The 23,742-nt window shown below is 72.1% G+C and carries 24 protein-coding genes, 2 pseudogenes and 1 riboswitch; of the genes and pseudogenes, 12 read left to right on the top strand and 14 right to left on the bottom strand.

The features are described from left to right. Positions 1-666: a TetR/AcrR family transcriptional regulator gene (locus tag KVT45_RS03875; RefSeq protein ID WP_217545039.1), complete on the top strand. Its 666-nt coding sequence runs from the start codon at positions 1-3 to the stop codon at positions 664-666. Between the two features lie 78 nt (positions 667-744). Here KVT45_RS03875 and KVT45_RS03870 read toward each other — a convergent pair whose 3' ends face one another. Then, the gene (locus KVT45_RS03870) at positions 745-1,974 is read right to left on the bottom strand and encodes a glycosyltransferase (RefSeq protein ID WP_217545303.1); all 1,230 of its coding nucleotides are present in this window, start codon (positions 1,972-1,974) and stop codon (positions 745-747) included. Between the two features lie 217 nt (positions 1,975-2,191). Between KVT45_RS03870 and KVT45_RS03865 the strand changes: the two genes are divergently transcribed. Beyond that, positions 2,192-4,171 carry a ricin-type beta-trefoil lectin domain protein gene (locus tag KVT45_RS03865; protein WP_217545038.1) on the top strand — a complete coding sequence of 660 codons (1,980 nt, stop codon included), beginning with the start codon at positions 2,192-2,194 and terminating at the stop codon, positions 4,169-4,171. A 101-nt stretch (positions 4,172-4,272) separates the two neighbouring features. On the opposite strand, the gene KVT45_RS03860 is transcribed toward KVT45_RS03865, so the two are convergent. Both KVT45_RS03860 and ctaD read right to left on the bottom strand, forming a co-directional pair. Then, entirely contained in the window at positions 4,273-4,608 is a 336-nt protein-coding gene (locus tag KVT45_RS03860) for a hypothetical protein (RefSeq protein ID WP_217545037.1), read from the bottom strand. Continuing rightward, positions 4,605-6,203, bottom strand: a complete 1,599-nt coding sequence (ctaD, locus tag KVT45_RS03855; RefSeq protein WP_217545036.1) for a cytochrome c oxidase subunit I — start codon at positions 6,201-6,203, stop codon at positions 4,605-4,607. The genes KVT45_RS03860 and ctaD overlap by 4 nt, the downstream gene beginning before the upstream one ends. A gap of 105 nt (positions 6,204-6,308) precedes the next feature. Here ctaD and KVT45_RS03850 point away from each other — a divergent pair, with 105 nt between their 5' ends. Both KVT45_RS03850 and KVT45_RS03845 read left to right on the top strand, forming a co-directional pair. Beyond that, a complete protein-coding gene (locus KVT45_RS03850; protein WP_217545035.1) occupies positions 6,309-6,851 on the top strand; it encodes an RNA polymerase sigma factor in 543 nt (180 codons plus the stop codon). Further along, the gene (locus KVT45_RS03845; RefSeq protein ID WP_217545034.1) at positions 6,844-7,818 is read left to right on the top strand and encodes a CU044_5270 family protein; all 975 of its coding nucleotides are present in this window, start codon (positions 6,844-6,846) and stop codon (positions 7,816-7,818) included. Before KVT45_RS03850 ends, KVT45_RS03845 begins: the two co-directional genes overlap by 8 nt. A gap of 11 nt (positions 7,819-7,829) precedes the next feature. Here KVT45_RS03845 and KVT45_RS03840 read toward each other — a convergent pair whose 3' ends face one another. From KVT45_RS03840 to KVT45_RS03830, 3 genes are all read right to left on the bottom strand, one after another. Further along, entirely contained in the window at positions 7,830-8,678 is an 849-nt protein-coding gene (locus tag KVT45_RS03840; RefSeq protein ID WP_217545033.1) for a bifunctional 5,10-methylenetetrahydrofolate dehydrogenase/5,10-methenyltetrahydrofolate cyclohydrolase, read from the bottom strand. A gap of 26 nt (positions 8,679-8,704) precedes the next feature. Beyond that, a riboswitch (ZMP/ZTP riboswitch) is annotated at positions 8,705-8,787 on the bottom strand. Between the two features lie 16 nt (positions 8,788-8,803). Further along, a complete protein-coding gene (locus tag KVT45_RS03835) occupies positions 8,804-8,971 on the bottom strand; it encodes a hypothetical protein (RefSeq protein ID WP_217545032.1) in 168 nt (55 codons plus the stop codon). Next, a complete protein-coding gene (locus KVT45_RS03830) occupies positions 8,959-9,324 on the bottom strand; it encodes a nuclear transport factor 2 family protein (protein WP_089103487.1) in 366 nt (121 codons plus the stop codon). The genes KVT45_RS03835 and KVT45_RS03830 overlap by 13 nt, the downstream gene beginning before the upstream one ends. Positions 9,325-9,497: 173 nt before the next feature. Here KVT45_RS03830 and KVT45_RS03825 point away from each other — a divergent pair, with 173 nt between their 5' ends. Beyond that, positions 9,498-9,794 carry a hypothetical protein gene (locus KVT45_RS03825; RefSeq protein WP_217545031.1) on the top strand — a complete coding sequence of 99 codons (297 nt, stop codon included), beginning with the start codon at positions 9,498-9,500 and terminating at the stop codon, positions 9,792-9,794. A 95-nt stretch (positions 9,795-9,889) separates the two neighbouring features. Here KVT45_RS03825 and KVT45_RS03820 read toward each other — a convergent pair whose 3' ends face one another. Then, a complete protein-coding gene (locus KVT45_RS03820; protein ID WP_217545030.1) occupies positions 9,890-11,656 on the bottom strand; it encodes an ABC transporter ATP-binding protein in 1,767 nt (588 codons plus the stop codon). A gap of 79 nt (positions 11,657-11,735) precedes the next feature. Further along, positions 11,736-12,317, bottom strand: a complete 582-nt coding sequence (locus tag KVT45_RS03815; RefSeq protein WP_217545029.1) for a rhodanese-like domain-containing protein — start codon at positions 12,315-12,317, stop codon at positions 11,736-11,738. A gap of 71 nt (positions 12,318-12,388) precedes the next feature. Between KVT45_RS03815 and KVT45_RS03810 the strand changes: the two genes are divergently transcribed. Next, positions 12,389-12,676, top strand: coding sequence for a metal-sensitive transcriptional regulator (locus KVT45_RS03810; RefSeq protein WP_217545028.1), 288 nt, complete (start codon positions 12,389-12,391; stop codon positions 12,674-12,676). Positions 12,677-12,772: 96 nt separating this feature from the next. Here the strand turns inward: KVT45_RS03810 and KVT45_RS03805 are convergent, their stop codons facing one another. The 3 genes and pseudogenes from KVT45_RS03805 to KVT45_RS03800 form a co-directional block, all read right to left on the bottom strand. Then, entirely contained in the window at positions 12,773-13,525 is a 753-nt protein-coding gene (locus KVT45_RS03805) for a sulfite exporter TauE/SafE family protein (RefSeq protein ID WP_217545027.1), read from the bottom strand. Next, positions 13,522-13,773: pseudogene (locus KVT45_RS56105) on the bottom strand (rhodanese-like domain-containing protein); the annotation flags it as partial. The pseudogene KVT45_RS56105 and the gene KVT45_RS03805, both read right to left, overlap by 4 nt. A 69-nt stretch (positions 13,774-13,842) precedes the next feature. Next, positions 13,843-15,189: pseudogene (locus KVT45_RS03800) on the bottom strand (rhodanese-like domain-containing protein); the annotation flags it as partial. Positions 15,190-15,405: 216 nt separating this feature from the next. Here KVT45_RS03800 and KVT45_RS03795 point away from each other — a divergent pair. Both KVT45_RS03795 and KVT45_RS03790 read left to right on the top strand, forming a co-directional pair. Further along, positions 15,406-16,494 carry an S-(hydroxymethyl)mycothiol dehydrogenase gene (locus tag KVT45_RS03795; protein ID WP_217545025.1) on the top strand — a complete coding sequence of 363 codons (1,089 nt, stop codon included), beginning with the start codon at positions 15,406-15,408 and terminating at the stop codon, positions 16,492-16,494. Further along, positions 16,494-17,123 (top strand): MBL fold metallo-hydrolase, encoded by a 630-nt coding sequence (locus KVT45_RS03790; protein ID WP_217545024.1) that lies wholly within the window; start codon positions 16,494-16,496, stop codon positions 17,121-17,123. The genes KVT45_RS03795 and KVT45_RS03790 overlap by 1 nt, the downstream gene beginning before the upstream one ends. Before the next feature lie 64 nt (positions 17,124-17,187). On the opposite strand, the gene KVT45_RS03785 is transcribed toward KVT45_RS03790, so the two are convergent. Beyond that, positions 17,188-17,724 carry a hypothetical protein gene (locus tag KVT45_RS03785; protein ID WP_217545023.1) on the bottom strand — a complete coding sequence of 179 codons (537 nt, stop codon included), beginning with the start codon at positions 17,722-17,724 and terminating at the stop codon, positions 17,188-17,190. Between the two features lie 50 nt (positions 17,725-17,774). Between KVT45_RS03785 and KVT45_RS03780 the strand changes: the two genes are divergently transcribed. Beyond that, complete coding sequence (locus tag KVT45_RS03780; RefSeq protein ID WP_217545022.1) at positions 17,775-18,593, top strand: SDR family NAD(P)-dependent oxidoreductase; 819 nt, start codon at positions 17,775-17,777, stop codon at positions 18,591-18,593. Here the strand turns inward: KVT45_RS03780 and KVT45_RS03775 are convergent. Next, entirely contained in the window at positions 18,579-19,973 is a 1,395-nt protein-coding gene (locus KVT45_RS03775) for a pyridoxal-dependent decarboxylase (RefSeq protein ID WP_217545021.1), read from the bottom strand. The two genes, KVT45_RS03780 and KVT45_RS03775, sit on opposite strands and share 15 nt — an antisense overlap. 193 nt (positions 19,974-20,166) lie before the next feature. On the opposite strand from KVT45_RS03775, the gene KVT45_RS03770 reads away from it, so the two are divergent. Then, positions 20,167-20,862, top strand: a complete 696-nt coding sequence (locus KVT45_RS03770; RefSeq protein WP_217545020.1) for a L,D-transpeptidase — start codon at positions 20,167-20,169, stop codon at positions 20,860-20,862. A 44-nt stretch (positions 20,863-20,906) separates the two neighbouring features. On the opposite strand, the gene KVT45_RS03765 is transcribed toward KVT45_RS03770, so the two are convergent. Beyond that, positions 20,907-22,106: a Gfo/Idh/MocA family protein gene (locus tag KVT45_RS03765; protein ID WP_217545019.1), complete on the bottom strand. Its 1,200-nt coding sequence runs from the start codon at positions 22,104-22,106 to the stop codon at positions 20,907-20,909. A 141-nt stretch (positions 22,107-22,247) separates the two neighbouring features. Here KVT45_RS03765 and KVT45_RS03760 point away from each other — a divergent pair, with 141 nt between their 5' ends. Then, positions 22,248-23,396: an ROK family transcriptional regulator gene (locus tag KVT45_RS03760; protein ID WP_217545018.1), complete on the top strand. Its 1,149-nt coding sequence runs from the start codon at positions 22,248-22,250 to the stop codon at positions 23,394-23,396. 153 nt (positions 23,397-23,549) lie between these two features. Then, entirely contained in the window at positions 23,550-23,705 is a 156-nt protein-coding gene (locus KVT45_RS03755; protein WP_167450010.1) for a hypothetical protein, read from the top strand. The last annotated feature ends 37 nt before the right edge of the window (positions 23,706-23,742 follow it).

Raw genomic sequence — 23,742 nt, 5'->3', positions numbered from 1 at the left:
TTGGCGGGCAGGCTCAAGGCGCCGACGGGTCGCTACGGCGGCCGGTCCGCCGAGGAACGCAAGGCCGAGCGGCGTCGGCGCTTCCTGGACGCGGCGCTTCAACTCTTCGGCGGCACACCGGGGTTTCGCGCCACCACCGTCGCCGCGCTGAGTCAGGCGGCGGGTCTGTCGACCCGTCAGTTCTACGAGGAGTTCCGCACGCTGGAGGACGTGCTCGCCGCGTTGCACCTGGAGGTCAACGGGTGGGCGGAGGCGGCGGTGGCGGCGGCGTTCGCGGAGGCGGAGCCGCTGCCGCTGGTCGAGCGGGTGACGGTGCTGTTCCGGGCCTACGCCCGGGACGTGACCTCGGATCCGCGCCGGATCCGCATCGCCTTCGTCGAGATCATCGGCGTCAGTCCCCGGCTGGAGGAGCAGCGGCTGGCGCGGCGGGCGCGGTGGGTGGAGCTGATATGCACCGAGGCGAACGCGGCGGCGGCGCGGGGGGATGCGGCGCCGCGGGACTACCGGCTGGCGGCGACGGCGTTCATCGGCAGTGTGAACGGGTTGCTGCACGACTGGAGCGCGGGGTGGGTGGACGCGAGTCTGGATGACGTCGTGGAGGAGTTGGTGCGGTTGTTGGTGGGGATCTTGCGGCCGGAGGGGTGGGTACCGGGGGGCTCGCGGTAGTCGTGTGTGTGCGGGTGCGATGTGGCTGGTCGCGCAGTTCCCCGCGCCCCCAAACGGGGCGCTCTCGCCTTCCGGCGCCTAGTGGGCCAGCTCGTCCAGCGCCCCGACTACCGGAGTCACACCGTCCTCCGCTCGGATTCTGCGGCCCAACTCCGCGGCTCGCTGCGCGAATTCGGGTCGCCGGGTCGCCTGCTGGAGCGCATGCGCGAGTGTCTCCATGCGCAACCCCCGCAGCGGGACAACAGCCGGCGCCACCCCGAGGTGCACCAGTCGCGCCGCCCAGAACGCCTCGTCGAACTGGATCGGCAGGGGTACCGCCGGTACTCCGGCGCGCAGCCCCGCCGCCGTCGTGCCCGCGCCCGCGTGGTGGACCACTGCCGCCATCCGGGGGAACAGGGCCGAGTGCGGCATCTCGCCGATGGTCAGCATGTCGTCGCCGTCGGCGGTCAGGCCGCCCCAGCCGCTCTGGATCACCCCGCGCAGCCCGGCCTTCCGCAGCGCCGCCATGACCTGCCCGCTCAGCCGTCTCGCGTCGGGCACCGTGGCGCTGCCCAGCCCGACGAACACCGGCTTCGGCCCGGCGTCCAGGAACGCCCGTACGTCGTCGGGGAGTCGGGCCGCACCGTCGTACGGCCACCAGTAACCGCAGACCCCGAGGCCCGGGCGCCAGTCGCGGGGGCGGGGGACCACCTGGGGGCTGAAGCCGTGCTGGACGGGCCAGAGCCGGCGCTCCCTGGCCCGGCGGGCGGCGCCGGAGCGCTGCGGGGGCAGGGCCAGGCGGGTGCGCAGCGCGGGGACGGTGGATGCGAAGACCTGTTCCACGGCCAGGGTCACGCCGTGGCCGGCGATCCGGTTCCCGGTGGCGCCCCAGGTGCCGCCGCCGAGCACGGGAGGTGCGAACTCCCTTGTGGCGGCGAGTGGTTGGAGGTACACACCCATGCTCGGCAGCCGTAGCCCCTCCGCGATCGTGTGGCCGATCGGGGCCAGGGAGCCGGACAGCAGAAGTACGTCGCTGGCTTGTGCCGCCGCGAGCAGGTCGTCCGTCATCCGTCCGACCAGCCGGCGGGCGAGCTCCACCACCCGCAGCAGTTTGCCGACCCCGCTGGCGCTGCGATGCAGCCCGCGCCCCCGCGTGGACTCCAGCTCGGTCCGGGGATCGACCGGCAGGGGGTGGAAGCCGACTCCCGACCCCTCGACCAGTCCCGCGAAGCGGCCGTGTGTGACCAGGGTGACCTCGTGTCCGGCACGGCTCAGCCCGTACCCGAGTCCGGTGTAGGGGGCCACATCGCCCCGCGAGCCCGCCGTCATGATCGCTACGCGCACGACCAGCAGTATGGCGGCGCGCGCGCCCTCGTGGGGTGAACGACCCGAAGGGAAGGGCGACTTCACGTCTGTCACAGCCGTTGACTTCACCCTCCGGCGGCTCTACGGTCGGCCCGCGATGCGTTCGGAACACCGATCTATGTTCGTGATTTCGAACGCAACTGAGCCGTACCCCCCTCGTGCACCCCCGTGGAGGAGCCGCATGTACCCCCCGCCCAGATCGACCGGCAGCGGTCTTGTACGACACCTGTGGGCCGCCGCCGTGCGCGCCCTCGCCCTGGCCCTGACGGCCGCCGCCGCGCTCCTGTTCGCCGCGCCGGGACCGGCTCAGGCGGCGACGGTCTCGCAGGTCTCGGTGCCCACCGCCCCGATGGGCTGGGCCTCCTGGAACAGCTTCGCGGCGAAGATCGACTACAGCGTCATCAAGGCGCAGGTCGACGCGTTCGTCGCGGCCGGCCTCCCGGCCGCCGGATACAAGTACATCAACATCGACGAGGGCTGGTGGCAGGGCACCCGGGACAGTGCCGGCAACATCACCGTCGACACCAGTGAGTGGCCCGGCGGCATGAGCGCCATCGCCGACTACATCCACAGCAAGGGCCTGAAGGCCGGCATCTACACCGACGCGGGCGCGAACGGCTGCGGCTACTACTACCCGACCGGCCGCCCCGCCGCCGCCAACACCGGCAGCGAGGGGCACTACGCGCAGGACATGCTCCAGTTCTCGGAGTGGGGCTTCGACTTCGTGAAGGTCGACTGGTGCGGCGGTGACGCCGAAGGTCTCGACGCGGCGACCGCATACAAGTCGATCAGCTCGGCGGTCGCCACGGCCGCGGCCACCACCGGCCGCCCGCTGACCCTGTCCATCTGCAACTGGGGCTACCAGAACACCTGGAACTGGGCGACGGGCCTCGCCCCCATGTGGCGGACCAGCACGGACATCTACTACTACGGCGGCACGGCGTCCCAGGCGAGCGTGCTGTCCAACTTCGACCAGACCCTGCACCCGGCCGCCCAGCACACCGGCTACTACAACGACCCCGACATGCTCACCGTCGGCATGTCCGGCCTCACGGCAGCCCAGAACCGCACCCACATGGCCCTGTGGGCGATCTCCGGTGCCCCGCTGCTCGCCGGCAACGACCTCACCACGATGACCAGTGAGACGGCCGCCATCCTCAAGAACTCCGACGTCGTCGCCGTCGACCAGGACGCACGCGGCCTCCAGGGCGTCAAGGTCGCCGAGGACACCACCGGTCTCCAGGTCTACAGCAAGGTCCTCTCCGGCACCGGCAACCGCGCGGTCGTGCTGCTCAACCGCACCTCGTCCGCCGCGAACATCACCGCGCGCTGGGCCGACCTCGGCCTGACCAGCGCCTCCGCGACGGTCCGCGACCTGTGGGCGCAGACGAACCTCGGCTCGTACGCCACGAGTTACACCGCCAGCGTCCCGGCCGGCGGCTCGGTGATGCTCAAGGTCAGCGGCGGTACGGAGGCGTCGAGCACCAGCTACAGTGCGACCTCCACCGGCAAGTACACCGGCGTCAGCGCCGCGAGCACCGGCCTGGACGTCGTCGACGTCGCCTACACCAACACCGGCTCGACCGCGGTCACCGGCACCCTCCAGGTCAACGGCCAGACCGCCACAACGGTCTCCTTCCCGCCGACCGGGTCCTCGCAGGGCACCGTGTCCGTGCAGGTCGACCTGAGCAAGGGGTCCGGCAACTCGCTCACCTTCACCGGGAGTTCGCTTCCGGCGCTCGGCTCGATCGCGGTGAGCCCGATCCCCGGAACCAACGGCACACTCGTCGTGGGCAAGGCCTCCAGCCGCTGCGCCGACGTCTACAACAGCACCATCACCAACGGCACCCAGGCCGAGATCTGGGACTGCAACGGAGGCCAGAACCAGGCCTGGACGTACACCTCCCGCAAGGAGTTCGTGGTCTACGGCAACAAGTGCCTGGACGCGTACAACCAGGGCACGACCAACGGGACCAAGGTCGTGATCTGGGACTGCAACGGGCAGAACAACCAGAAGTGGAACGTCAACTCGGACGGGACGATCACGAACGTCAACGCCGGGCTGTGCCTGGACGCGTATGGCGCGGGCACGAGCAACGGGACTTCGCTGGTGCTGTGGGCCTGCAACGGCGGGACCAATCAGCAGTGGAGCCAGAGTTGAGTTGAGCAGGTAGTTCGTCGGGCGCGGGTGGACTGTGGCTGGTCGCGCACACGCGGCGGTAGCCGCAGATCAGACACAGCCCCGCGCCCCTGACGGGGCGCTCATGCCGCCAGCCTTAGTAGAGCCGTTGCCGTCAGCAGGGCGCAGGTCAGCAGGAAGCAGGCCAAGAGGCGTTGGCGCAGAGACTGGTATCTGGTCTCGTACTCACGCCTCAGCTGCTCGCCACGTTTCGTCGTGCGCTGCCAGGACGCTCTGGCCAGGTCCAGGTACTCGGCCTCGAAATGCCGCTCAAGGTCGGCCCGTTGGGTGTCCGTGAGCCAGCCGATGCGGTCTGCGAGCCGAGCCGCCGCCCTTCGGCCCTCTTCCCTGGTCGCCGCCAGCAGCAGATGCCCCTCGATCTGGCTGACCAGCGCTCGTTCCTCCTCGCGCGCTGTCATCGCGCGCTCAACTCCCGCTCCACGGAGGCATGGTGCAGGTCGAACGCCGGTGACTCGCTGCGGATCCGCGGCAGGGTGAGGAAGTTGTGGCGCGGGGGAGGGCACGACGTCGCCCACTCCAGGGAACGGCCGTAGCCCCACGGGTCGTCCGACTCGACCTTCTCTCCGTACCTGGCCGTCTTCCAGACGTTGTAGAAGAACGGGAGCAGTGACGAGCCCAGCAGGAACGAGAAGATCGTCGAGACCGTGTTGAGCGTGGTGAGGCCTTCGACCGCCAGGTAGTCGGGGATCCGGCGCTGCATGCCTTCGGCGCCCAGCCAGTGCTGGACCAGGAACGTGCCGTGGAAGCCGGTGAACAGGGTCCAGAAGGTGATCTTGCCGAGGCGTTCGTCCAGCATCTTCCCGGTGAACTTGGGCCACCAGAAGTGGAATCCGGCGAACATCGCGAAGACGACCGTACCGAAGACCACGTAGTGGAAGTGGGCGACGACGAAGTACGAGTCGGAGACGTGGAAGTCGATCGGCGAGGACGCGAGCATCACGCCGGTCAGCCCGCCGAAGACGAAGGTCACCAGGAAGCCCATGGTCCAGAGCATGGGCGTCTCGAAGGACAGCGAGCCCTGCCACATGGTGCCGATCCAGTTGAAGAACTTCACTCCCGTCGGGACGGCGATCAGGAAGGTCATGAAGGAGAAGAAGGGCAGGAGCACGCCTCCCGTGACGTACATGTGGTGGGCCCATACGGTCACCGAGAGGCCGGCGATGGCGATGGTCGCCCCCACCAGGCCGAGGTAGCCGAACATCGGCTTGCGGGAGAAGACCGGGATGACCTCCGAGATGATGCCGAAGAACGGCAGCGCGATGATGTAGACCTCGGGGTGGCCGAAGAACCAGAAGAGGTGCTGCCAGAGCAGTGCTCCGCCGTTGGCCGCGTCGAAGACGTGGGCGCCGAATTTCCGGTCCGCCTCCAGCGCGAACAGCGCGGCGGCGAGGACCGGGAAGGCGAGCAGGACCAGCAGCGCCGTCAGGAGAACGTTCCAGACGAAGATCGGCATCCGGAACATGGTCATGCCCGGCGCGCGCATACAGATGATCGTGGTGATGAAGTTGACGGCGCCGAGGATCGTGCCGAATCCGGACAGCGCCAGGCCCATGATCCACATGTCGGCGCCGATCCCCGGGGTGCGCACCGCGTCCGAGAGCGGGGCGTAGGCGAACCAGCCGAAGTCGGCGGCCCCCTGGGGGGTGAGGAAGCCGCCGACCGCGATGGTGGAGCCGAGCAGGTAGAGCCAGTAGGCCAGCATGTTCAGGCGCGGGAAGGCCACGTCCGGGGCGCCGATCTGAAGCGGCATGATCCAGTTCGCGAAGCCGGCGAACAGCGGCGTCGCGAACATCAGCAGCATGATCGTGCCGTGCATCGTGAACGCCTGGTTGAACTGCTCGTTCGACATGATCTGCAGGCCCGGGCGGGCCAGTTCGGCGCGCATCAGCAGGGCCATCACCCCGCCGACGCAGAAGAACGAGAACGCCGTGACCAGGTACAGCGTTCCGATCGTCTTGTGATCCGTGGTCGTGAGCCACTTGAGGTTCCGCATGCCCCGCCTGTGTCCGGGCTGTGCGCGCCGGTCACACTCGACGGATGCGACGAGCGTCACGCGGCGGGGTGTGACGATCGGGAAGGTGCCGGACAAGAACGGGACATGAGCAACGACGAGATCTTCGCCGCTGCCTATCGCGAGCACTACTGGGCGGTCAGCCGCTATGTCGCGCGGCGACTGGACGGGCGGACCGGCGAGGTGGAGGAAGTGGTGGCGGAGGTGTTCACGGTGGCCTGGCGCCGCCGCGCCGACCTGCCGGCGGCCCCGCTGCCCTGGCTGTACGGCGTGGCACGCAACTGCCTCGCCAACGCGGTACGCGGGTACGGGCGCCGGCGCCGGCTGCTGGACCGGCTGGGCAACGACGACACCGCGCACGGACGGCACGTCGTCGCCAGCCCCGGCAGCGAGCGGCCCGGCGCCTGGGTGCACGAGGCGCTCGCCCGGCTGTCCCCGGGCGACCAGGAGGTGCTGCGGCTGACCGCGTGGGAGGAACTCGGCGTCGACGAGGTCGCCGTCGTCCTGGGCTGCGGGAGACGGGCGGCGGCGATGCGGCTGCACCGCGCCCGCGGCCGGCTCAGAGCCGAGATCGACCGACTGCGACCCCCCGCCGCCGGGGCCCTTCCCGAGGAACACCGCCATGGCTGACGAACTCGACCTGCTGCGCGCCGCCGACCCGGCCCCCGCCGCCGGCCCCCACTTCGGCGACGGCCCCCTCGACCACACCGCCGAACGGCACCTCGCCCGGCTGCTGCACGAGCCGCGCCCCGTGCGCCGGACCCGGCCGCGACTGGCGTGGGGGCTGGTCGCGACCGTCGCCGTGGTCGCGACCGCGCTGACGCTGCTGCTCGGCGGTTCCGCCGGCACCCCCGCGCTCGCCGCACCCCGGCCGCTGACCGTCCGCGCCCACTCCGTGCCCGTACCGCTCGCGGACGTGGCGGAACTGGCCGCCGTCGCGGCCCGGGACGGATCGCCGGCCCTGCGCCAGGGCACCCATGTGCAGTCCTGGAGCCTGGGCATGAGCGACGACAAGCCGCCCGTCACCCTCCCCGAGGAGAGGGTGGTGCGCTGGCGGGCCGACGGCAGCCACACCGAACTGGTCGTGGCCACCGACCCGGGCCGCCCGGGCCGCCCGGTCCTCACCGACGAAGGCGACACACCGCGGCTCGTCGAGGACGGCCATGTGCTCAGCCGGCGGACCTATCCGCCGATGTGGGGCGACGCCCCGCCGCTGGCGACACCCCCGCACGACCCGGCGAAGTTGCGCACCTACCTGACCGAGCTGAACTACACCGACACCCTCAGCACGCCCGAACTCCTCGACGCGGCTGCGGAGTTGCTGGACAACTGGACACTCGGCGCCCGTGAGTCGGCGGCGCTGGCCGAACTCTTCGCGAAGGCCGGCGGACTGCGCCCGGTGGGGGAGGTCACCGACCGGCTGGGCCGCACCGGACAGGCGTACGTCTGCGACGACGGCTCCGGGCAGCGCCGGATGCTGATCCTGGACCCGGCCACCGGGACCGTCCTCGGCATGGAGGCCGTGCTCACCCGGGCCGACCCCGACTACGGCGTGAAAGCCGGGGCCGTCATGCAGTACAGCGTCTGGATGCGCTGAGCGCGTCCGCGTCACACACCGAGCTGCCGGGCGGCCGCCGTCACCGTCTGCTCCAGCAGCACGGCGATGGTCATCGGGCCGACCCCGCCCGGCACCGGCGTGATCAGCGAGGCCCGCTCGACGGCGTTGTCGAAGTCCACGTCGCCGACGTTGCCCTCGTTGTAGCCGGCGTCGAGCACGACCGCGCCCGGCTTGATGTCCTGGCCCCGGATCAGCCGGGGCCGGCCCACGGCGGCCACCACGATGTCGGCCTCGCGGACGGCCGCCGAGAGGTCGCGGGTGCGGGAGTGGCAGTAGGTGACGGTGGCGTCGCGGGCCAGCAGCAGCATGCCGGCCGGCTTGCCCAGGATCGCGCTGCGGCCGACGACCACCGCGCGCTTTCCGGCCGGGTCGACGTCGTACGCGTCGAGCAGGCGCAGGATGCCGCCGGGCGTGCAGGAGACGAAGCCCGGCAGGCCGAAGCTCATCGTCGCGAACGACGCGAAGGTCACGCCGTCCACGTCCTTCTCCGGCGCGATCGCCTCGAACGCGGCCCGCTCGTCGATGTGTTCGCCGACCGGGTGCTGGAGCAGGATGCCGTGCACGGCCGGGTCGGTGGACAACTCCCGCAGTACGGCGACGAGTTCCTCGGTGGTCGTGGCGGCGGGCAGGGCCACGTGCCGGGAGGCGATGCCCGCCTTGCGGCTGCGGTTCTGCTTCATCCGGACATAGGTGACGGAGGCGGGGTCCTCACCGACCAGCACGGTCGCCAGACACGGCGTGACACCGGTCCGTGCGGTGAGGTCGGCGGCCTTCTTCGCGGTCTCCTCGACGATCCGGCGGGCGACGGCGGTTCCGTCAATGAGACGGGCCTGGGTCATGCGGCACACTCCTGAGCTGGTTCGACCTTGATCGCCCAGGCGCACGGCATCGACAGTGCGGACCGCTCCCCGGTGGTGCTCCACCTCAGCGCCAGTCACGGCCCGCCCCCAGCGTAACCGAGCCGTCAGTGCTTCCTGCGGTGGTGCGGCGCCCGCAGGACCGTCCACAGCAGCAGGGCGGACCAGCGGCGACGCGGGCGGCGGGCGTGTCCCAGGGCCGCCCGCGCCGAGAAGGTCCAGGTCAACCGGGAGCTGACCTGGACCCTCGCGGTCCTCCCGACTAGTCGTCCCATGCCTGGATCATGATCTGTTCGGCGATCTTGCCGTCGCGCAGCGTGATCATCGACTCGGCGAGCACCCGGACCCCGTCCTCGTACTCGCAGGACTCGGTGTATGCGGCCGTGTCGCCCTGGACGACGCAACGGTCCAGCTTGTGTGTCATGTCGCGGCTGTAGACGTCGTCCAGCAGCGCGGCGATGTCCTTGCGGCCGTGCAGGATCCTGGGGTGGCTGGGCTGGGTGTTGCGGTCGACGATGCGGATCTCCGCGTCGTCCGCGTAGAGCGCCAGAAGGGTGTTCCCGGTGTTCCCCTCTATGGCCCGGCGCAGCGTGTCGGTGTCGAACGTGGAACCGGTCGCGGTGCCCATGGTGACCTCCTGCGGGAGCCCGCGACCCGATGCGGAGCAGGCCGCGCGAGCCCCTCACAACGAGCCTCCTCCGCCCCGCCGGGCTCGGCAAGCGCAGGCCGCGCACTCCGTCTGACGGGTGAGGGGGACCGGCTGCCCGTGTCCGGCCCGGCGCCGGGGCCGTTGCTGAGGACATGATCTCAACACGACGTATCGTCGCCGCCGTCGGTCTCGCCGTCGGGGTCACCGGCCTCGCCGCGCCGCTGGCGAACGCGGCCGACGCGAGCGCGCAGCACCCCGGGAAGCTCACCGCGCTCGGCGTGCTCGACTCCATCGCCCGCAGTGACATCCCGGCGCCGTACAAGGACGAGATCCCGAAGGTCTCGGAGCAGGTGCAGGGGCTGAACGGAGTCCAGAGACTGGGCGAACTGCACCAGGTCACCGACCTGGCCGCGCCCGTCATGGGACTGGTACCGGGCATCGAGAACTGACCCCCGCCCGCATCCCGAGGGCCGTCCCGGAACCGGGGCGGCCCTCTTCCGTACCCGGTCTCCGGACGTCGTGACCGGTGCCCGGCTCGCGTGTCTCAGTGCTCGGCGGCGAGGAACTGCGTCGCCGCCAGTTCCGCGTACAGCGGGTCCGCCGCCACCAGCTCGCGGTGTGTGCCCACCGCGCGGACCCGGCCGGCGTCCATGACGACGATCCGGTCCGCCATGGTCACCGTCGACAACCGGTGCGCGACCACAAGCACCGTGGTCGACCGCGCCACATCGGCGACCGTGTCCCGCAGCGCCGCCTCGTTCACCGCGTCCAGCTGCGAGGTGGCCTCGTCCAGGAGCAGCAGCCGGGGCCGGCGCAGCAACGCCCGGGCGATCGCGACCCGTTGCCGCTCCCCGCCCGACAGCTTGGTCCCGCGATGGCCGACCAGCGTCTCCAGCCCCTGCGGCAGCCGGGCGACCAGACCGTCGAGCCGGGTCGTCTTCACCACCCGCGCGACCGCGTCCTCGTCCGCCTCCGGGTTGCCGAGGAGCAAGTTGTCCTTCAGCGACCCGGACAGCACCGGCGCGTCCTGCTCGACGTACCCGATGGCCGAACGCAGCAGCGGCAGCTCCCAGTCGGCCACCGGGCGGCCGTCCACGGCGATCGTGCCGGACTCGGGGTCGTAGAACCGCTCGATCAGCGAGAACACGGTGGTCTTGCCCGCGCCGGACGGCCCCACGAAGGCCGTCATGCCCCGCGCGGGGACGTCGAAGCTGACGCCGTGGTGGACGTACGGCAGGTCGTCGGCGTAGCGGAAGCGCACGTCGGTGAAGGCGACGGCGGCCGGTTCGGCGCCGGCGGACGGCAACTCGGCGGGCCGGGACGGGGGTTCGGCGGGCAGCCGCAGCGCCTCCTGGATCCGGGCGAGCGCGCCGGCGCCGGTCTGGTACTGGGTGATCGCCCCGACGACCTGCTGGATCGGCTGCATCAGATAGAAGACGTAGAGCAGGAACGCCACCAGCGTGCCCACGCCGATCGCACCGGTGGCGACCCGGGCCCCGCCCACCGCGAGCACCGTGATGAACGCCAGCTGCATCGCGAGGCCCGCCGTGTTCCCGGCGGCCGCCGACCACTTGGCGGCCCGCACGCTCTGCCGCCAGGACTCCTCGGCGGCCTCGTGCAGGGCAAGCTCCTCGCGGTGCTCGGCGCCCGACGCCTTCACCGTGCGCAGCGCGCCCAGCACCCGTTCCAGCGAGGCCCCCATCACGCCGACCGCGTCCTGCGCCCGGCGGCTCGCCCGGTTGATACGCGGCACGATCGTGCCGAGCACGATCCCCGCCCCGACGATCACGGCGAGGGTGACGGCAAGGAGCACGGGATCGACCACCCCCATCATCACCACGGTGGCGACCAGGGTGAGCCCGCCGGTGCCGAGCGCGACCAGCGAGTCCGTGGTGACCTCGCGCAGCAGGGTGGTGTCCGAGGTGATCCGCGCCATCAGGTCACCGGGCTCGGTACGGTCCACGGCGGTGATCCGCAGTCTGAGCAGATACGACGACAGAGTGCGCCGCGCCCCGAGCACCACCGACTCGGCGGTGCGCCTGAGGACGTACGAACCCAGCGCGCCCACCGCGGCGTTGCCGACCACCAGAGCAGCCATCGCGAGCAACTTGGCGGTGATGGAACGGTCGTGGGACAGGTCGTCGATCAGTCCCCGGGCCACCAGCGGCAGCAGCAGCCCGGTCGCGCCCGTCACCAGCGAGAGCGCCGCGCCCGCCAGCAGGGCCCAGCGGTGCGGCCGTACATAGGAGAGGAGCAGCGGGAACACGGGCTCTTTGGGCTGTCTCGTCGGAACTGCGTCTGCGACGGTCACGGTGCTCCTCGTCCGGGCGGCGGGCGGCGCCCTCCGACGACCCCAGGCTACGACGGCCGCTGCCGGCACCGGTGTCCGGTCAGCCGCGGGCGGAACCCAGGGCCGCGAGGGTCGCGTCGAGGTCCGTCGCACGGGGCCGGTTGTGCGGCAGCCTCGCCAGCAGCGCGGCCATCCCGCAGGTGTCGGTGAGCGCCGAGAACACCAGGCCGCCCGCGATCCCCGCCGACAGCAGCAGCCAGGCCGGGTGCAGTTGCCCGAGGGCCAGCCCGGCGAGGACGACCGTCCCGGCGGTGAGCCGTACCTGGCGCTCCATGGCCCATGCCGTACGGGCCGGGCCCGCCGGCCGGTGGAGTTCCTGACCGTGCCCGGCCCAGCCGCGGGTGCCGCCGGTGAGGGTGGCCGCCGGGATGCCGTGCCCGGCGAGGACCGCCCGGGCGTTCTCGGCGCGGGCGCCGGAGGCGCAGACGAGGAGCAGTTCGCCGCGCGCTGCGCGGAGAGTGGGCAGGGCCCGGTGCAGGGTGTCCAGCGGGATGTTGTGGGCGCCGGGCAGGTGGCCGGAGGCGAACTCGCCGGGGGTGCGGACGTCGACGACGGTGAGTTCCGGGAGACGGGCGAGGGCGTGCTCGGGGTCGAGGGTCGGGTACGAGGGTGTCGTGGGCATGGGAGTGCGATCCTTTCTGGAGGTGATGAGCGGCGGGGTAACATACCCCTACGGGTATGTGAGGAGTGGTCGTGGAGCTTCAGTTCGAAGGCGATGAGCTCAAGTCGGTGCTGAACCGGCTGCGCCGGGCGCAGGGGCAGATCGCCGGCGTGATCAAGATGATCGAGGAGGGCCGCGACTGCGAGGACGTGGTCACCCAGCTCGCCGCCGCCTCGCGCGCCCTGGACCGGGCGGGCTTCGCGATCATCGCGACCGGGCTCCAGCAGTGCATCGCCGATCCGGGGCGGGGCGGCTCGGACGGCGAGACCACCGAGCAGATGAAGGCCCGGCTGGAGAAGCTGTTCCTGTCATTGGCCTGAGCGGCAGCGTCCCGAAGGGGCGCGGGGAACTGCGCGATCAGCCACGACGGCGCCGCAGTCGGCAGATCACGGCACTTCCAGCGGAGCGCCAGCACGTCAGCCGACCGCGTCGGCCAGCATGAACGCCGCCACCGCGAGCAGCGCACAGGCGAAGAGCCGCTGGAGGGTGCCGGCGGAGAGCCGGGCCGCGAGCCGTCTGCCGTCCCAGGCGCCGAGGATCGCGGCTCCGGCGAACGGGCCCACGGCCGACCAGTCGACGTCCACCGCCGAACCGGCGCGCGCCGCCAGCGCGGTGAGCGAGTTGATCGTGATGACCAGCAGGCTCGTGCCGATCGCCGCGCGCATCCGCAGCCCCACGACGTTCACCAGGGACGGTACGGCGAGAAAGCCGCCGCCCACACCGAGCACCCCGGTCACCGCGCCGAGACCGGCGCCCGCCCCGGCCACCCGGGACGCCCGGGCCGGTACCGGGACCGAGGTGGCCCCGGCGGTCGACGGCCGCAGCATGCGCAGTGCCGCCACGGCGGCGAGCACCGCGAACGCCCCGGTCAGCAGCGCCGCCGGCAGCTGCCGGGAGACCGCCCCGCCGACCGCCGCCGGCACGATCCCGGCCGCCGCGAACACCGCCCCGGCCCGCCACCGCACCGCCCCCTCGCGGGCGTGCGCGACGAGCGCGGTCGCCGAGGTGACCGTGACGACGACCAGGCTCGCGGTGGTGGCCGCGGCCGGGGTGAAGCCGAGCAGATAGATCAGCGCCGGTACGGCCAGCACGCTGCCGCCACCGCCCAGCGCCCCGAGTGCCAGCCCGGTGACGGCCCCGGCGCCGAGGGCGAGCAGAAGCGCGCTCATCCGGGGGTGCCCTCGGTGCTGACCGCGAGGCCCGCCGCGCGCCAGCCGGTCATCCCGCCCACGACGTCCACCGCGTCCAGCCCGCGGGCGGTCAGCAGCGCCGCCGCCTCCCGCGACCGCCGCCCCGAGCGGCAGATCACGACGAGCGGGCGGTCCGCGGCGGCCGGTGGCAGCGGAGCCCCGGCCGCCAGCCCGGACAGCGGGGCGTGCACGGCCCCCGGCGCGTGTCCGGCCGCCCATTCGCCGGCCTCGCGGACATCCAGCAGTACGGCATCCGCGTCCGTGCGCTCCCGCGCCTCGGCCGGGGTGAGCCGGGCCATCGGCAGCCCGGCCGCACGCGCCGCCGCGAACCCGTCGTCGACGGCGACCACGGCATGCCCGGCCGCGTCGAGGAGCGAGGCGGCGACGGCCGCCCGCATCCCGCCCGCGCAGTGCACCCACACCGTGCCGCCGGGTATCTCGCCGAGCCGCTCCCGCAGCTGGTGCAGGGGTATGTGGAGGGAGCCCCGAAGGTGGCCGCCGGCCCGTTCCGTGTCCCGGCGCACGTCCAGGACGACGACGTCCCGCGTCCCGTGCGCCGCCAGCTCCGCGAACGTGGCACGCGGGAAGGAGCGGGGCCGCTCGCCCGCGCGCAGCCAGGCCCCGGGGGTGCCGGTGGCGGCCGCGGCCGGGCGGTCGATGCCGACGCGGGTCAGTTCCCGCTGGGCCGCGGCGAGCTGTGCGGCCGACTCGGCGAGCAGCGTGACCGGCCTGCCCCAGGGCAGCAGCCAGGCCAGATGGGTGGCGAGCTGTCCGTCGGCCTCGAAGTTCAGCGTGCCCGGGACATGGCCTTCGGCGAACGCCACCCGGTTACGCAGGTCCACCACCCACTCCCCGGCGGCCAGCCGCGCCGCGATCTCCGCCGCGTCCGCCCGGCGCGGCGGCGTGAGGTCGACGGGGGCCGGGCCCCCGGAGTTCAGCGGGCCCATGTGGGCGTAGTACGCCGGTACGTCGTCGAGCCCGGCCAGCAGCTCGGCGACGAACGTGTCGACGTCCTTGACCAGCGCCTCGTTCACCGTGCGCTCCCGGCCGATGGTGGTGGCGGAGCCGGACGCGTCCCCGGCCGAGCAGAAGCTGCCGAAGCCGTGGGTCGGCAGCACCGCCGTCCCGTCCGGCAGCTCGGCGGCCAGCCGGTGCGCCGAGGCGTGCTGCGCCCGGGCCAGCTCGCCGGTGAGCCGGGGCTCCACCAGGTCGGGCCTGCCGACCGTGCCGATCAGCAGCGAGCCGCCGGTGAAGACGGCCACCGCGCGGCCGGTCTCCTCCAGGACGTACGACGTGTGGTGCGGGGTGTGCCCGGGGGTGGCCAGCGCGCGCAGCGCAAGGCCCGCCTCGATCTCCAGTACGTCCCCGTCGGCCACCGGCAGCCGCTCGTACGCCACTCGCGCCCCGGCCGGCACCACGTACGCGGCCCCGGTCAGCCGGGCCAGTCCGAGGCCGCCGGAGACGTAGTCGTTGTGCACATGGGTCTCCACGACATGGGTGAGCCGCACTCCGTGCCGGGCGACGGCCGCCAGCACGCGGTCGACGTCCCTGGGCGGGTCGACCGCGACGGCGCCGTGCGCCCCGCCCGCCAGATAGCCGCGGTTGCCCAGTCCGGGCACCTCGATGGTGTCGACGAAGGACACGGCGGCACACTCCTCTCCTCGGTCCCCGGAAATTACCCCCGGGGGTATATGCGTCACCGTAGCAGAGGTACCCCCGGGGGTATCTGGCGGAGGTGATGGGAGGCAGGGACGGCGGCCGTCCGGGAAGATCGGCGACGAACGATGCGTGCCGTCGCTGATCGTTCCCGCGTAGGGTCGGAAGACAGCACGTCAGCAGAGCGACGAAAGGGCAGGCCCATGGCGCAGGAAGTACGCGGCGTGATCGCACCGGGCAAGGACGAGCCCGTGCGGGTCGAGACGATCGTGGTGCCGGATCCGGGGCCGGGCGAAGCCGTCGTACAGGTGCAGGCCTGCGGGGTCTGTCACACCGACCTGCACTACAAACAGGGCGGGATCAACGACGAGTTCCCCTTCCTGCTCGGCCACGAGGCCGCCGGGGTGGTGGAGTCGGTCGGCGAGGGCGTCACGGACGTCGCACCCGGTGACTTCGTGATCCTCAACTGGCGTGCCGTGTGCGGGAACTGCCGGGCCTGTCTGCGCGGCCGGCCCTGGTACTGCTTCAACACCCACAACGCCAAGCAGAAGATGACCCTCGCCTCCACCGGGCAGGAGCTCTCCCCGGCGCTCGGTATCGGCGCCTTCGCCGACAAGACGCTGGTCGCCGCCGGGCAGTGCACCAAGGTCGACCCGGCCGTCTCCCCGGCGGTCGCCGGGCTGCTCGGCTGCGGGGTGATGGCGGGCATCGGCGCCGCGATCAACACCGGCGGCGTCGGCCGGGGCGACTCGGTCGCCGTGATCGGCTGCGGCGGCGTTGGCGACGCCGCGATCGCCGGGGCCCGCCTGGCGGGCGCCGCGAAGATCATCGCCGTCGACATCGACGACCGGAAGCTGGAGAAGGCCCGCTCCCTGGGCGCCACCCACAGCATCAACTCGCGCGAGAGCGACCCCGTCGAGGCGATCCGCGACCTGACCGGCGGCTTCGGCGCCGACGTCGTCATCGAGGCGGTCGGCCGCCCCGAGACGTACCAGCAGGCCTTCTACGCCCGCGACCTCGCCGGCACCGTCGTCCTGGTCGGCGTGCCCACCCCCGAGATGAAGCTCGAACTGCCGCTGCTCGACGTCTTCGGCCGCGGCGGCGCGCTCAAGTCCAGCTGGTACGGCGACTGCCTGCCCTCCCGGGACTTCCCCATGCTGATCGACCTGCACCTGCAGGGGCGGCTGCCCCTGGACGCCTTCGTCACCGAGACCATCCAGCTCGACGAGGTGGAGAAGGCGTTCGAGCGGATGCACGGCGGCGACGTGCTGCGTTCGGTGGTGGTGCTGTGATGACCACGCGCATCGAACGCCTCGTCACCTCCGGGCAGTTCACCCTCGACGGCGGCACCTGGGACGTCGAGAACAACGTGTGGATCGTCGGCGACGAACGCGAAGTGATCGTCATCGACGCCGCGCACGACGCCCAGGCCATCGCCGAGGCGGTCGACGACCGCGTCCTGAAGGCGATCGTCTGCACCCACGCCCACAACGACCACATCGACGCGGCGCCCGCCCTCGCGGACCTCACCGGCGCCAAGATCTGGCTGCACCCCGACGACCTGCCGTTGTGGAAGCTCACCCACCCCGACCGCGACCCCGACAACCACCTGTCCGACGGGCTGGTCATCGAGGCCGCGGGCGCCGACCTGACCGTGCTGCACACGCCCGGTCACGCGCCCGGCGCCGTCTGCCTCCACGACCCCGGCCTGGGTGTCGTCTTCACCGGCGACACCCTCTTCCAGGGCGGCCCCGGCGCGACCGGACGGTCGTACTCGCACTTCCCGACGATCATCGACTCCATCCGGGACAAGCTGCTCACCCTCCCGCCCGAGACGAAGGTCCTGACCGGGCACGGCGACCCGACCACCATCGGCGCCGAGGCACCCCAGCTGGCGGAGTGGATCGCCCGAGGACACTGACCAGCACGTGATGTCGGGTTCCGCGGAAAGCCCGCCACCGGCCTCCGCGGAACCGGCACGCCCCTCAGCCGTCGGACACCGCCAGGGTCGGCCAGAGCGCCGGGTGCCCCGGAGGCAGCGCGAGATCCGCGCGTACGGCGGCGTAGTAGCGCTCCCGGCAGGCCCGCTGCCGTGCCAGCAGGCCCTGCCAGGCGTCCGGGTCGACCGTCCCGGCGCGCATGAACCGCTCCATGGCCATCACCGTGGTCACCCACTCCCGCGCCTGCTCCACCACCTCCCGGCTGCCCAGCATGATCAGCGCCTCCCCGGCCGGATCACGGCCGTCGGTGGCCGCCGCCAGCTGCGGCTCGGCCTCGGCGGGGGAGATCGGGTGCGGATGCGGATCGTTGCCGAGATGGGCCGCGACGCGGTAGGTGAGGTTCACCGTTTTCTTCAGCGCCCGCGCGTAGTCGCTGTACACCGTCAGCCGCCGCTCCTCCCAGCGCGCCTCCTGCTCCTGCCGGAACCGCGCCCGATCGCCCCGCACCACCGCGAGATACGAACCGAGCGCGCCGATCACGACGCCTATGAGAGCCGGGAGTTGCTGCAAGAACGAGGACATGTGCGCACGCTATCTGTCCTGTTGATCGTCCGGCCCGTACGGTCGTCGGCATGACCGGACTCGATCGCCTTGCCGGACACGGAGTTCTCGTCACGGGCGCGGCCCGCGGCATCGGCGCGGCCGTCGCCCGCCGGCTGGCCGAGGAGGGCGCACAGGTGCTGGCGGCCGACCGGGACCTGCCCGAGGCGGAGCGGACGGCGGCGGCGCTGCGCGAACACGGGCTGGCGGTCACGGCGTTCGCCTGCGATGTCGCGGACCGCGACGCGGTGGAAGCCGCCGTCGCCCGTGCCGTCGACTCCTTCGGCACGCTCGACGTCCTGGTGAACTGCGCCGCGCACTGCACCCCGGACGTCCCCCTCTTCGAGGACCAGCCGGACGACGGGTGGGCCCTGGACCTCGACATCACGCTCACCGGCGTCCACCGCTGCTGCCGCGCCGCCCTTCCGCACCTGGTCGCCTCCGGCCGGGGCGCGATCGTGAGCATCGGCTCCGTCAACGCCGAGGCCGACTTCGGCAACCACGCCTACAGCGCCGCCAAGGCCGGACTCGGCTCGCTGACCCGCACCCTCGCCGGGCACGCCGCCGCGCGCGGGGTGCGGGTCAACCTGGTGGAACCCGGCACGGTCCGCACCTCGGCCTGGGCGGGCCGGGAGGACGAACTCGACGCACTCCGGCCGCTGTACCCGCTCGGCCGGGTCGGCGAACCGGAGGACGTCGCCGCGGCCGTCGCCTTCCTCGCTTCCCGCGACGCCGCCTGGATCACCGGCACCACCCTCCGCGTCGACGGCGGACTCACCGCCGTGCACGGCGGGTTCCACGCGGCGCTGCGGCCGCACCGGGAGGCCCGGCGCGGGTCAGAGAGCCGCTGAGGCGGTCGCGAGCACGGCCAGCACGCGCCGGGTGTCGTCCTCGGTGGTGCGCCAGTTGCTGAACGCCGCCCGCAGCGCCGGCACCCCGCCGTACACCGTCGGCGTCAGGAACGCCTCGCCGGACGCGGCGACCGCCCGGGCCAGGGCGGCCACCCGCTCCTGCGTGGGGTCCTCGGCGAGGGTGAAGCAGACGACGTTGAGCCGGACCGGGGCGAGGAGGCGCAGGGCGGGCAACTCCCCGATGCCGGAGCCGAGACGGCGCGCCTCGGTGACATTGCGCTCCACGATCTCGCGGTGCCCGTCCCGGCCGTACGCCGTCAGCGCGAACCAGGCGGGCAGCGCCCGCATCCGGCGGGAGTTCTCCGGGGTGAGGTGCAGGAAGTCCGGGGTGCCGGTGGGCGGGCCCAGGTACGGGGACTCGTTGTGGAAGACGGCCACCTGGAGGTCGCGGCGACGGGTGAACTGGACGGCCGCGTCGTAGGGGACGTTGAGCCACTTGTGCAGGTCCACACAGACCGAGTCGGCCGCGTCGAGACCGTCGACGAGCGGGGCGTGGGCGGGGGAGAGGGCGGCGAAGGCGCCGAACGCGGCGTCCACGTGCAGCCAGAAGCCGTACCGCTCCCGGAGGGCGGCGATCGCCCGCAGGTCGTCGAAGTCGACGGTGTTCACCGTGCCCGCGTTGGCGACGACGATCGAGGGCCGCCCGTCCAGCCCGGCCAGCGCCGCGTCCAGCGCGGCCACGTCGACCGCCTCCCGGTTGCCGGGCAGCAGCGGCACCGGGCGCAGCCGGTCCCGCCCGACGCCGAGCACCGACAGCGCCTTGCCCACACTGGAGTGCGGGCTGCCGGAGAGCACGTCGACCGGGCCCAGCGCGGCGGCCCCCGCCCGGGAGACGTCCACCCCGAGCCGCTCCCCGAGCCACTCCCGGGCGATCGCCAGACCGACCGTGTTCGACATGGTGGCCCCGGTCACAAATGCCCCGCTGTGTGCCTCGCCGAGCCCGAAAAGCTCGGCGAGCCAGGCCACGGTCTCGCGCTCCAGGGCGGCACCCCAGGAGCCGGCGTCCCCGGACAGGTTCTGGTCGTAGGCCGAGGTCAGCCAGTCGCCGGTGAGGGAGGCGGGGGTCACACCGCCGGTGACGAATCCGAGGTAGCGTGGCCCGGCCGAGGCGGACATTCCCGGCGCCCACCGCTCGGTGAACCGGGCCAGCGCGCCGTCACCGCCCTCCCCCTGCTCGGGCAGCGGCGCCCGTGCGGGTGCGGGCCCGGGCGCGGCCACCGGCCGCTCGGCCGACCCGGCCACCGCACGGGCGGCCTCGTCGCGGGCGGACTGGAGAAGTTCGGGAAGCCGGGCGAGATCGTCGGCGAGTGCGGGGTGCATGACCCGCAGACTAGGTCGGCCACAACGCTGTGGCGCGGTCCACTTCCGGGTAGGTGGACCGATGCCGGCAGGGGCGGCCGCAGCGGCGAAGTTAACCGTTTCGTCACAGCCCGGCCCGGGCTACAACCAATGCCGTGTATCGGCCGGTCCAGTACGACGAGACCGCAGGACAGAAAAAGGAGACAGACGTCATATGGGGGACATACGCAGACGAAGTGCCGTCGTGCTTGGTGTCACCGGGCTGGTGGCGCCCCTCACGCTCGCCCTCACCTCCGCTCCGGCGCAGGCCGCGAGCTGCACCACGCAGGCCGGGCCGTACCAGAAGCAGGTGGAGAAGTTCCTCGGGCGGCCGGTCGACGGCAAGCAGTCCACCGCCGACTGCAAGGCGATCCAGGCGTTCCAGAACAAGCACGGCATCACGCCCGCCGTCGGGTACGCGGGACCCGTCACCTGGGGCGTGATGGACCTGATGAACAAGCAGAAGGCCGTCGGGAACAACCCCAACAAGGACGGCAAGTGCCCGACGAACAAGGGACGCATCGCCTGCGTCAACCTCACGCTCCAGCTGAGCTGGGTCCAGGACGGCAACAAGCTGGTCTACGGCCCGGTCCCGGTCCGTACCGGCCGTGACGGCTTCGAGACCCGGACCGGTCTGAAGAAGATCTACTGGCGTGACATCGACCACGTCTCGTCCGTCTACAACGTGCCGATGCCCTACAGCCAGTTCTTCGACGGCGGCCAGGCCTTCCACTCGGTGAACCTCAGCATGTGGAACCCGCCGGGCTCGCACGGCTGTGTGAACATGACCACGAAGGACGCCAAGAAGTACTGGTCGCTGCTGAAGACCGGCGACGACGTCTACGTGTACGGCCGCAAGCCGGGCACCTGACGGCACCCGGCCCCGGCCGGCGGCTGCGGACCCGTGGTTTCGGCTCAGCTCTCCGGGGCGTCCCCGAAGTCCGGGATCTCCAGCCTGGCCCCACCCTGCCGCGCCGACTCGTGCGCGATGATGCCCGGCAGGGTGTAGCGGGCCGCGACCCAGGCGTTGACCGACGGCAGGCCGCGCGTGTTGACGGCGGTCACGAAGTCGTCCACCAGGAAGTGGTGGCTGCCCTCGTGCCCGTTGTGCAGCGCGTCGAACTCCCGCGGCAGCCGCTCCCGGTCGTGCACCGGTGCCGACCCCGAGGTGAAGGCCGCCCGCAGCTCCGGCGCGATGTGCTGGAGCGACGGGTCGTCAGGGGACATGGTGGGCTTGGGTTCGAGCAGCTCGCTGATGTCCTTCACGCCGTGCTTGTCCTGCCACAGCGCCACCGTCGCCAGTTGCTCCATGCTCGCCTCCGTGCCGAAGAACCGGAAGCGGGACTCGCGGATGTGGGACGGGTAGCCCACCCGCCGGAACTCGTTCGTACGGAACGAACCACCGCCGGCCACCTCGAACAGCGCGGTCGCGTTGGACACGTCGTTGCCGAACTGGCTGACCTCCTTGTCGAAGACGCCGTCGCCGCGGTCGTCGACCACACCGATCGCCGACACGCTCACCGCGTGCGTCTGCCAGGCCCCCAGCACCCCGCCCACCGCGTGCGTCGGGTAGAGCAGCGGGGGATAGCTGGCGGTCGCCTTCCAGTTCTCGCCGCCGCTGTAGCGGTAGGCGTCGTAGAAGCCGAGGTCCATGTCGTGGACGTAGTCGCCCTCGGCGTAGAAGAGCCGCCCGAAGGCGCCCTCGGCGATCTGGTTGCGGGCGTGCACGGTCGCCGGGTTGTACTGGCTGGTCTCGCCCATCATGTAGGTCAGGCCGGTCGCCTTGACCGTGTCGATGATCGCGGCGATCTCCTCGGTCGTGATCGCCATGGGGACCGCGGAGTACACGTGCTTGCCGGCGTTCAGGCCCTGCAGGACCAGCGGGCCGTGCGTCCAGCGCTGGGTGAAGATCGCGACCGCGTCGACATCCGACTCCAGCATGGCCTCGTACGACGGGAAGGTGCCCGCCAGACCCTGGGCGGCGGCGAGTTTCTCCGCCCGCTCGGGCAGCAGGTCGGTGACGTACACGTCGCCGACGCCGGGATGGGCCTGGAACAGCGTGGCGAACTGGCCGGAGAACTGACCTGCGCCGACGATGCCGAGTGAGAAAGTCATGGGGGTTACTTTTGCTGCGGAAGAATCTGGCCGTCAAGGGGCGGAAGGAAGTCAGAAAGGTGCGAGGAGGGCGCTTATGCGGCGCACCCGGCGCACAGTAGGGTGGACGGGTTGCTTCAGCTCCGGAAGAAAAGGGATGCCGTGACCGACTGGCTGCCGCTGAGCCCCGCGGAGCGCTCCGTGGCGATCGAGGTGCTCGTCCACGGCCCGCTGTCGCGCACCGAGCTGGCCCGCCGGCTGAACCTCTCCCAGGGCAGCCTCACCCGCCTCAGCAAGCCGCTCATCGAGTCCGGCCTGCTCGTCGAGGCCCCCTGGGCGGGGGCTTCGGCGGAGGCGCGCCAGGGCCGTCCCTCACAGCCGCTCGACGTGGTCGCCGAGTCCCGGTCCTTCCTCGGCTTCAAGATCACCGACGAGATGGTCTACGGCGTCGTCACCAGCCTCAGGAGCGACATCGTCGCCCGCCTCGACCGGCCGCTCACCAGCCATGACCCGAAGTACGTCGCCGACCTGCTGGCCGCCATGACCGCCGAGCTCGCCGGCCGGCACCCCGCGGTCGCGGGCATAGGGATCGGCGTCGGCGGGTTCGTGCGCGAGTACGCGGTGGTCGGCGAGTCGCCCTACCTGAGCTGGCGTGACGTCCCGCTGGCCGGGCTGGTCCGGGAGCGCACCGGGCTGCCGGTCGTCGTGGAGAACGACGTGGCCGCCCTGGTCGAGGCCGAGACCTGGTTCGGCGCCGGCCGCGGACTCGACCGCTTCGTCGTGCTGACCATCGGCGCCGGCATCGGCTACGGCCTGGTGCTCGGCGGCAGGCGGGTCCCCTGTGCCGAGGAGGACCGCGGCTTCGGACGGCACTGGATCATCGACCCGCAGGGCCCGCTCACCCCGCAGGGCGAGCGCGGCAGCGCCGTGTCGCTGCTCACCATCCCCAGCATCCGCTACCAGGTCCGGGCCGCCACCGGCCGGGACGCGTCCTACGAGGAGATCCTCGCCGGTGCCGCCGCGGGCGAGCCGATGGCCGCGCGGGTGATCGGCGAGGCCGGCCGGGCGCTGGGCACGCTGCTCGCGCAGATCGCCAACTTCGTCATGCCGCAGAAGATCCTGCTGGCCGGGGAAGGTGTCGGCCTGATGGAGGTGGCCGGCGACACGGTGCGGGACGCGGTCCGCGCCCACCGGCATCCGCTCGCCGCCCCGATCGGCCTGGAGACCAAGGTCTCCGACTTCCACGACTGGGCGCGGGGTGCCGCCGTACTGGCGATCCAGGTGCTGGTGCTCGGCGGGGCGGGCGGCTGAACTGCGGTTTCCGTTCGGACAGCCGGTGCCGCACCGCATCGAACTCCCGTCTCTCCTTGACACATTGACGTGATGAGTAACACGGTCCGATATGTCCGTATCAGTCGTACTTACTCACGGCGCCTTCACGCCGACCGGCATATGCTTCACACCATGTCCACCACTGTTGAAGCCGTCACCGAGCGATCGGCCGACGAGGTCAACGAGGAGATCCGGGCCCTGTGGCTCCGGTCGGGCGGGACACTGAGCACCGAGCAGCGCGAGGAGTACCAGCGGCTCGTCCTCGAATGGGCGGCAGCGACCCCGTAGCAGCCGGACCAGGCGGCCTGACCGCCCGTCCCGGGCA

The organism is Streptomyces sp. GbtcB6 (assembly GCF_019091475.1).
Taxonomy (GTDB): Bacteria; Actinomycetota; Actinomycetes; order Streptomycetales; family Streptomycetaceae; genus Streptomyces; species Streptomyces hyaluromycini.
Note: the sequence above shows the minus strand (reverse complement) of the source record. Positions and strands in the feature narration are given on the sequence as shown.

Bases quoted from the DNA above. Each gene is read 5' to 3' on its own strand.
- KVT45_RS03870 (WP_217545303.1), bottom strand. From the start codon at position 1,974: ATGACGGCGGGCTCGCGGGGCGATGTGGCCCCCTACACCGGACTCGGG.
- KVT45_RS03865 (WP_217545038.1), top strand. From the start codon at position 2,192: ATGTACCCCCCGCCCAGATCGACCGGCAGCGGTCTTGTACGACACCTG.
- KVT45_RS03860 (WP_217545037.1), bottom strand. From the start codon at position 4,608: ATGACAGCGCGCGAGGAGGAACGAGCGCTGGTCAGCCAGATCGAGGGG.
- ctaD (WP_217545036.1), bottom strand. From the start codon at position 6,203: ATGCGGAACCTCAAGTGGCTCACGACCACGGATCACAAGACGATCGGA.
- KVT45_RS03850 (WP_217545035.1), top strand. From the start codon at position 6,309: ATGAGCAACGACGAGATCTTCGCCGCTGCCTATCGCGAGCACTACTGG.
- KVT45_RS03845 (WP_217545034.1), top strand. From the start codon at position 6,844: ATGGCTGACGAACTCGACCTGCTGCGCGCCGCCGACCCGGCCCCCGCC.
- KVT45_RS03840 (WP_217545033.1), bottom strand. From the start codon at position 8,678: ATGACCCAGGCCCGTCTCATTGACGGAACCGCCGTCGCCCGCCGGATC.
- KVT45_RS03835 (WP_217545032.1), bottom strand. From the start codon at position 8,971: ATGGGACGACTAGTCGGGAGGACCGCGAGGGTCCAGGTCAGCTCCCGG.
- KVT45_RS03830 (WP_089103487.1), bottom strand. From the start codon at position 9,324: ATGGGCACCGCGACCGGTTCCACGTTCGACACCGACACGCTGCGCCGG.
- KVT45_RS03825 (WP_217545031.1), top strand. From the start codon at position 9,498: ATGATCTCAACACGACGTATCGTCGCCGCCGTCGGTCTCGCCGTCGGG.
- KVT45_RS03815 (WP_217545029.1), bottom strand. From the start codon at position 12,317: ATGCCCACGACACCCTCGTACCCGACCCTCGACCCCGAGCACGCCCTC.
- KVT45_RS03805 (WP_217545027.1), bottom strand. From the start codon at position 13,525: ATGAGCGCGCTTCTGCTCGCCCTCGGCGCCGGGGCCGTCACCGGGCTG.
- KVT45_RS03795 (WP_217545025.1), top strand. From the start codon at position 15,406: ATGGCGCAGGAAGTACGCGGCGTGATCGCACCGGGCAAGGACGAGCCC.
- KVT45_RS03790 (WP_217545024.1), top strand. From the start codon at position 16,494: ATGACCACGCGCATCGAACGCCTCGTCACCTCCGGGCAGTTCACCCTC.
- KVT45_RS03785 (WP_217545023.1), bottom strand. From the start codon at position 17,724: ATGTCCTCGTTCTTGCAGCAACTCCCGGCTCTCATAGGCGTCGTGATC.
- KVT45_RS03780 (WP_217545022.1), top strand. From the start codon at position 17,775: ATGACCGGACTCGATCGCCTTGCCGGACACGGAGTTCTCGTCACGGGC.
- KVT45_RS03775 (WP_217545021.1), bottom strand. From the start codon at position 19,973: ATGCACCCCGCACTCGCCGACGATCTCGCCCGGCTTCCCGAACTTCTC.
- KVT45_RS03770 (WP_217545020.1), top strand. From the start codon at position 20,167: ATGGGGGACATACGCAGACGAAGTGCCGTCGTGCTTGGTGTCACCGGG.
- KVT45_RS03765 (WP_217545019.1), bottom strand. From the start codon at position 22,106: ATGACTTTCTCACTCGGCATCGTCGGCGCAGGTCAGTTCTCCGGCCAG.
- KVT45_RS03755 (WP_167450010.1), top strand. From the start codon at position 23,550: ATGTCCACCACTGTTGAAGCCGTCACCGAGCGATCGGCCGACGAGGTC.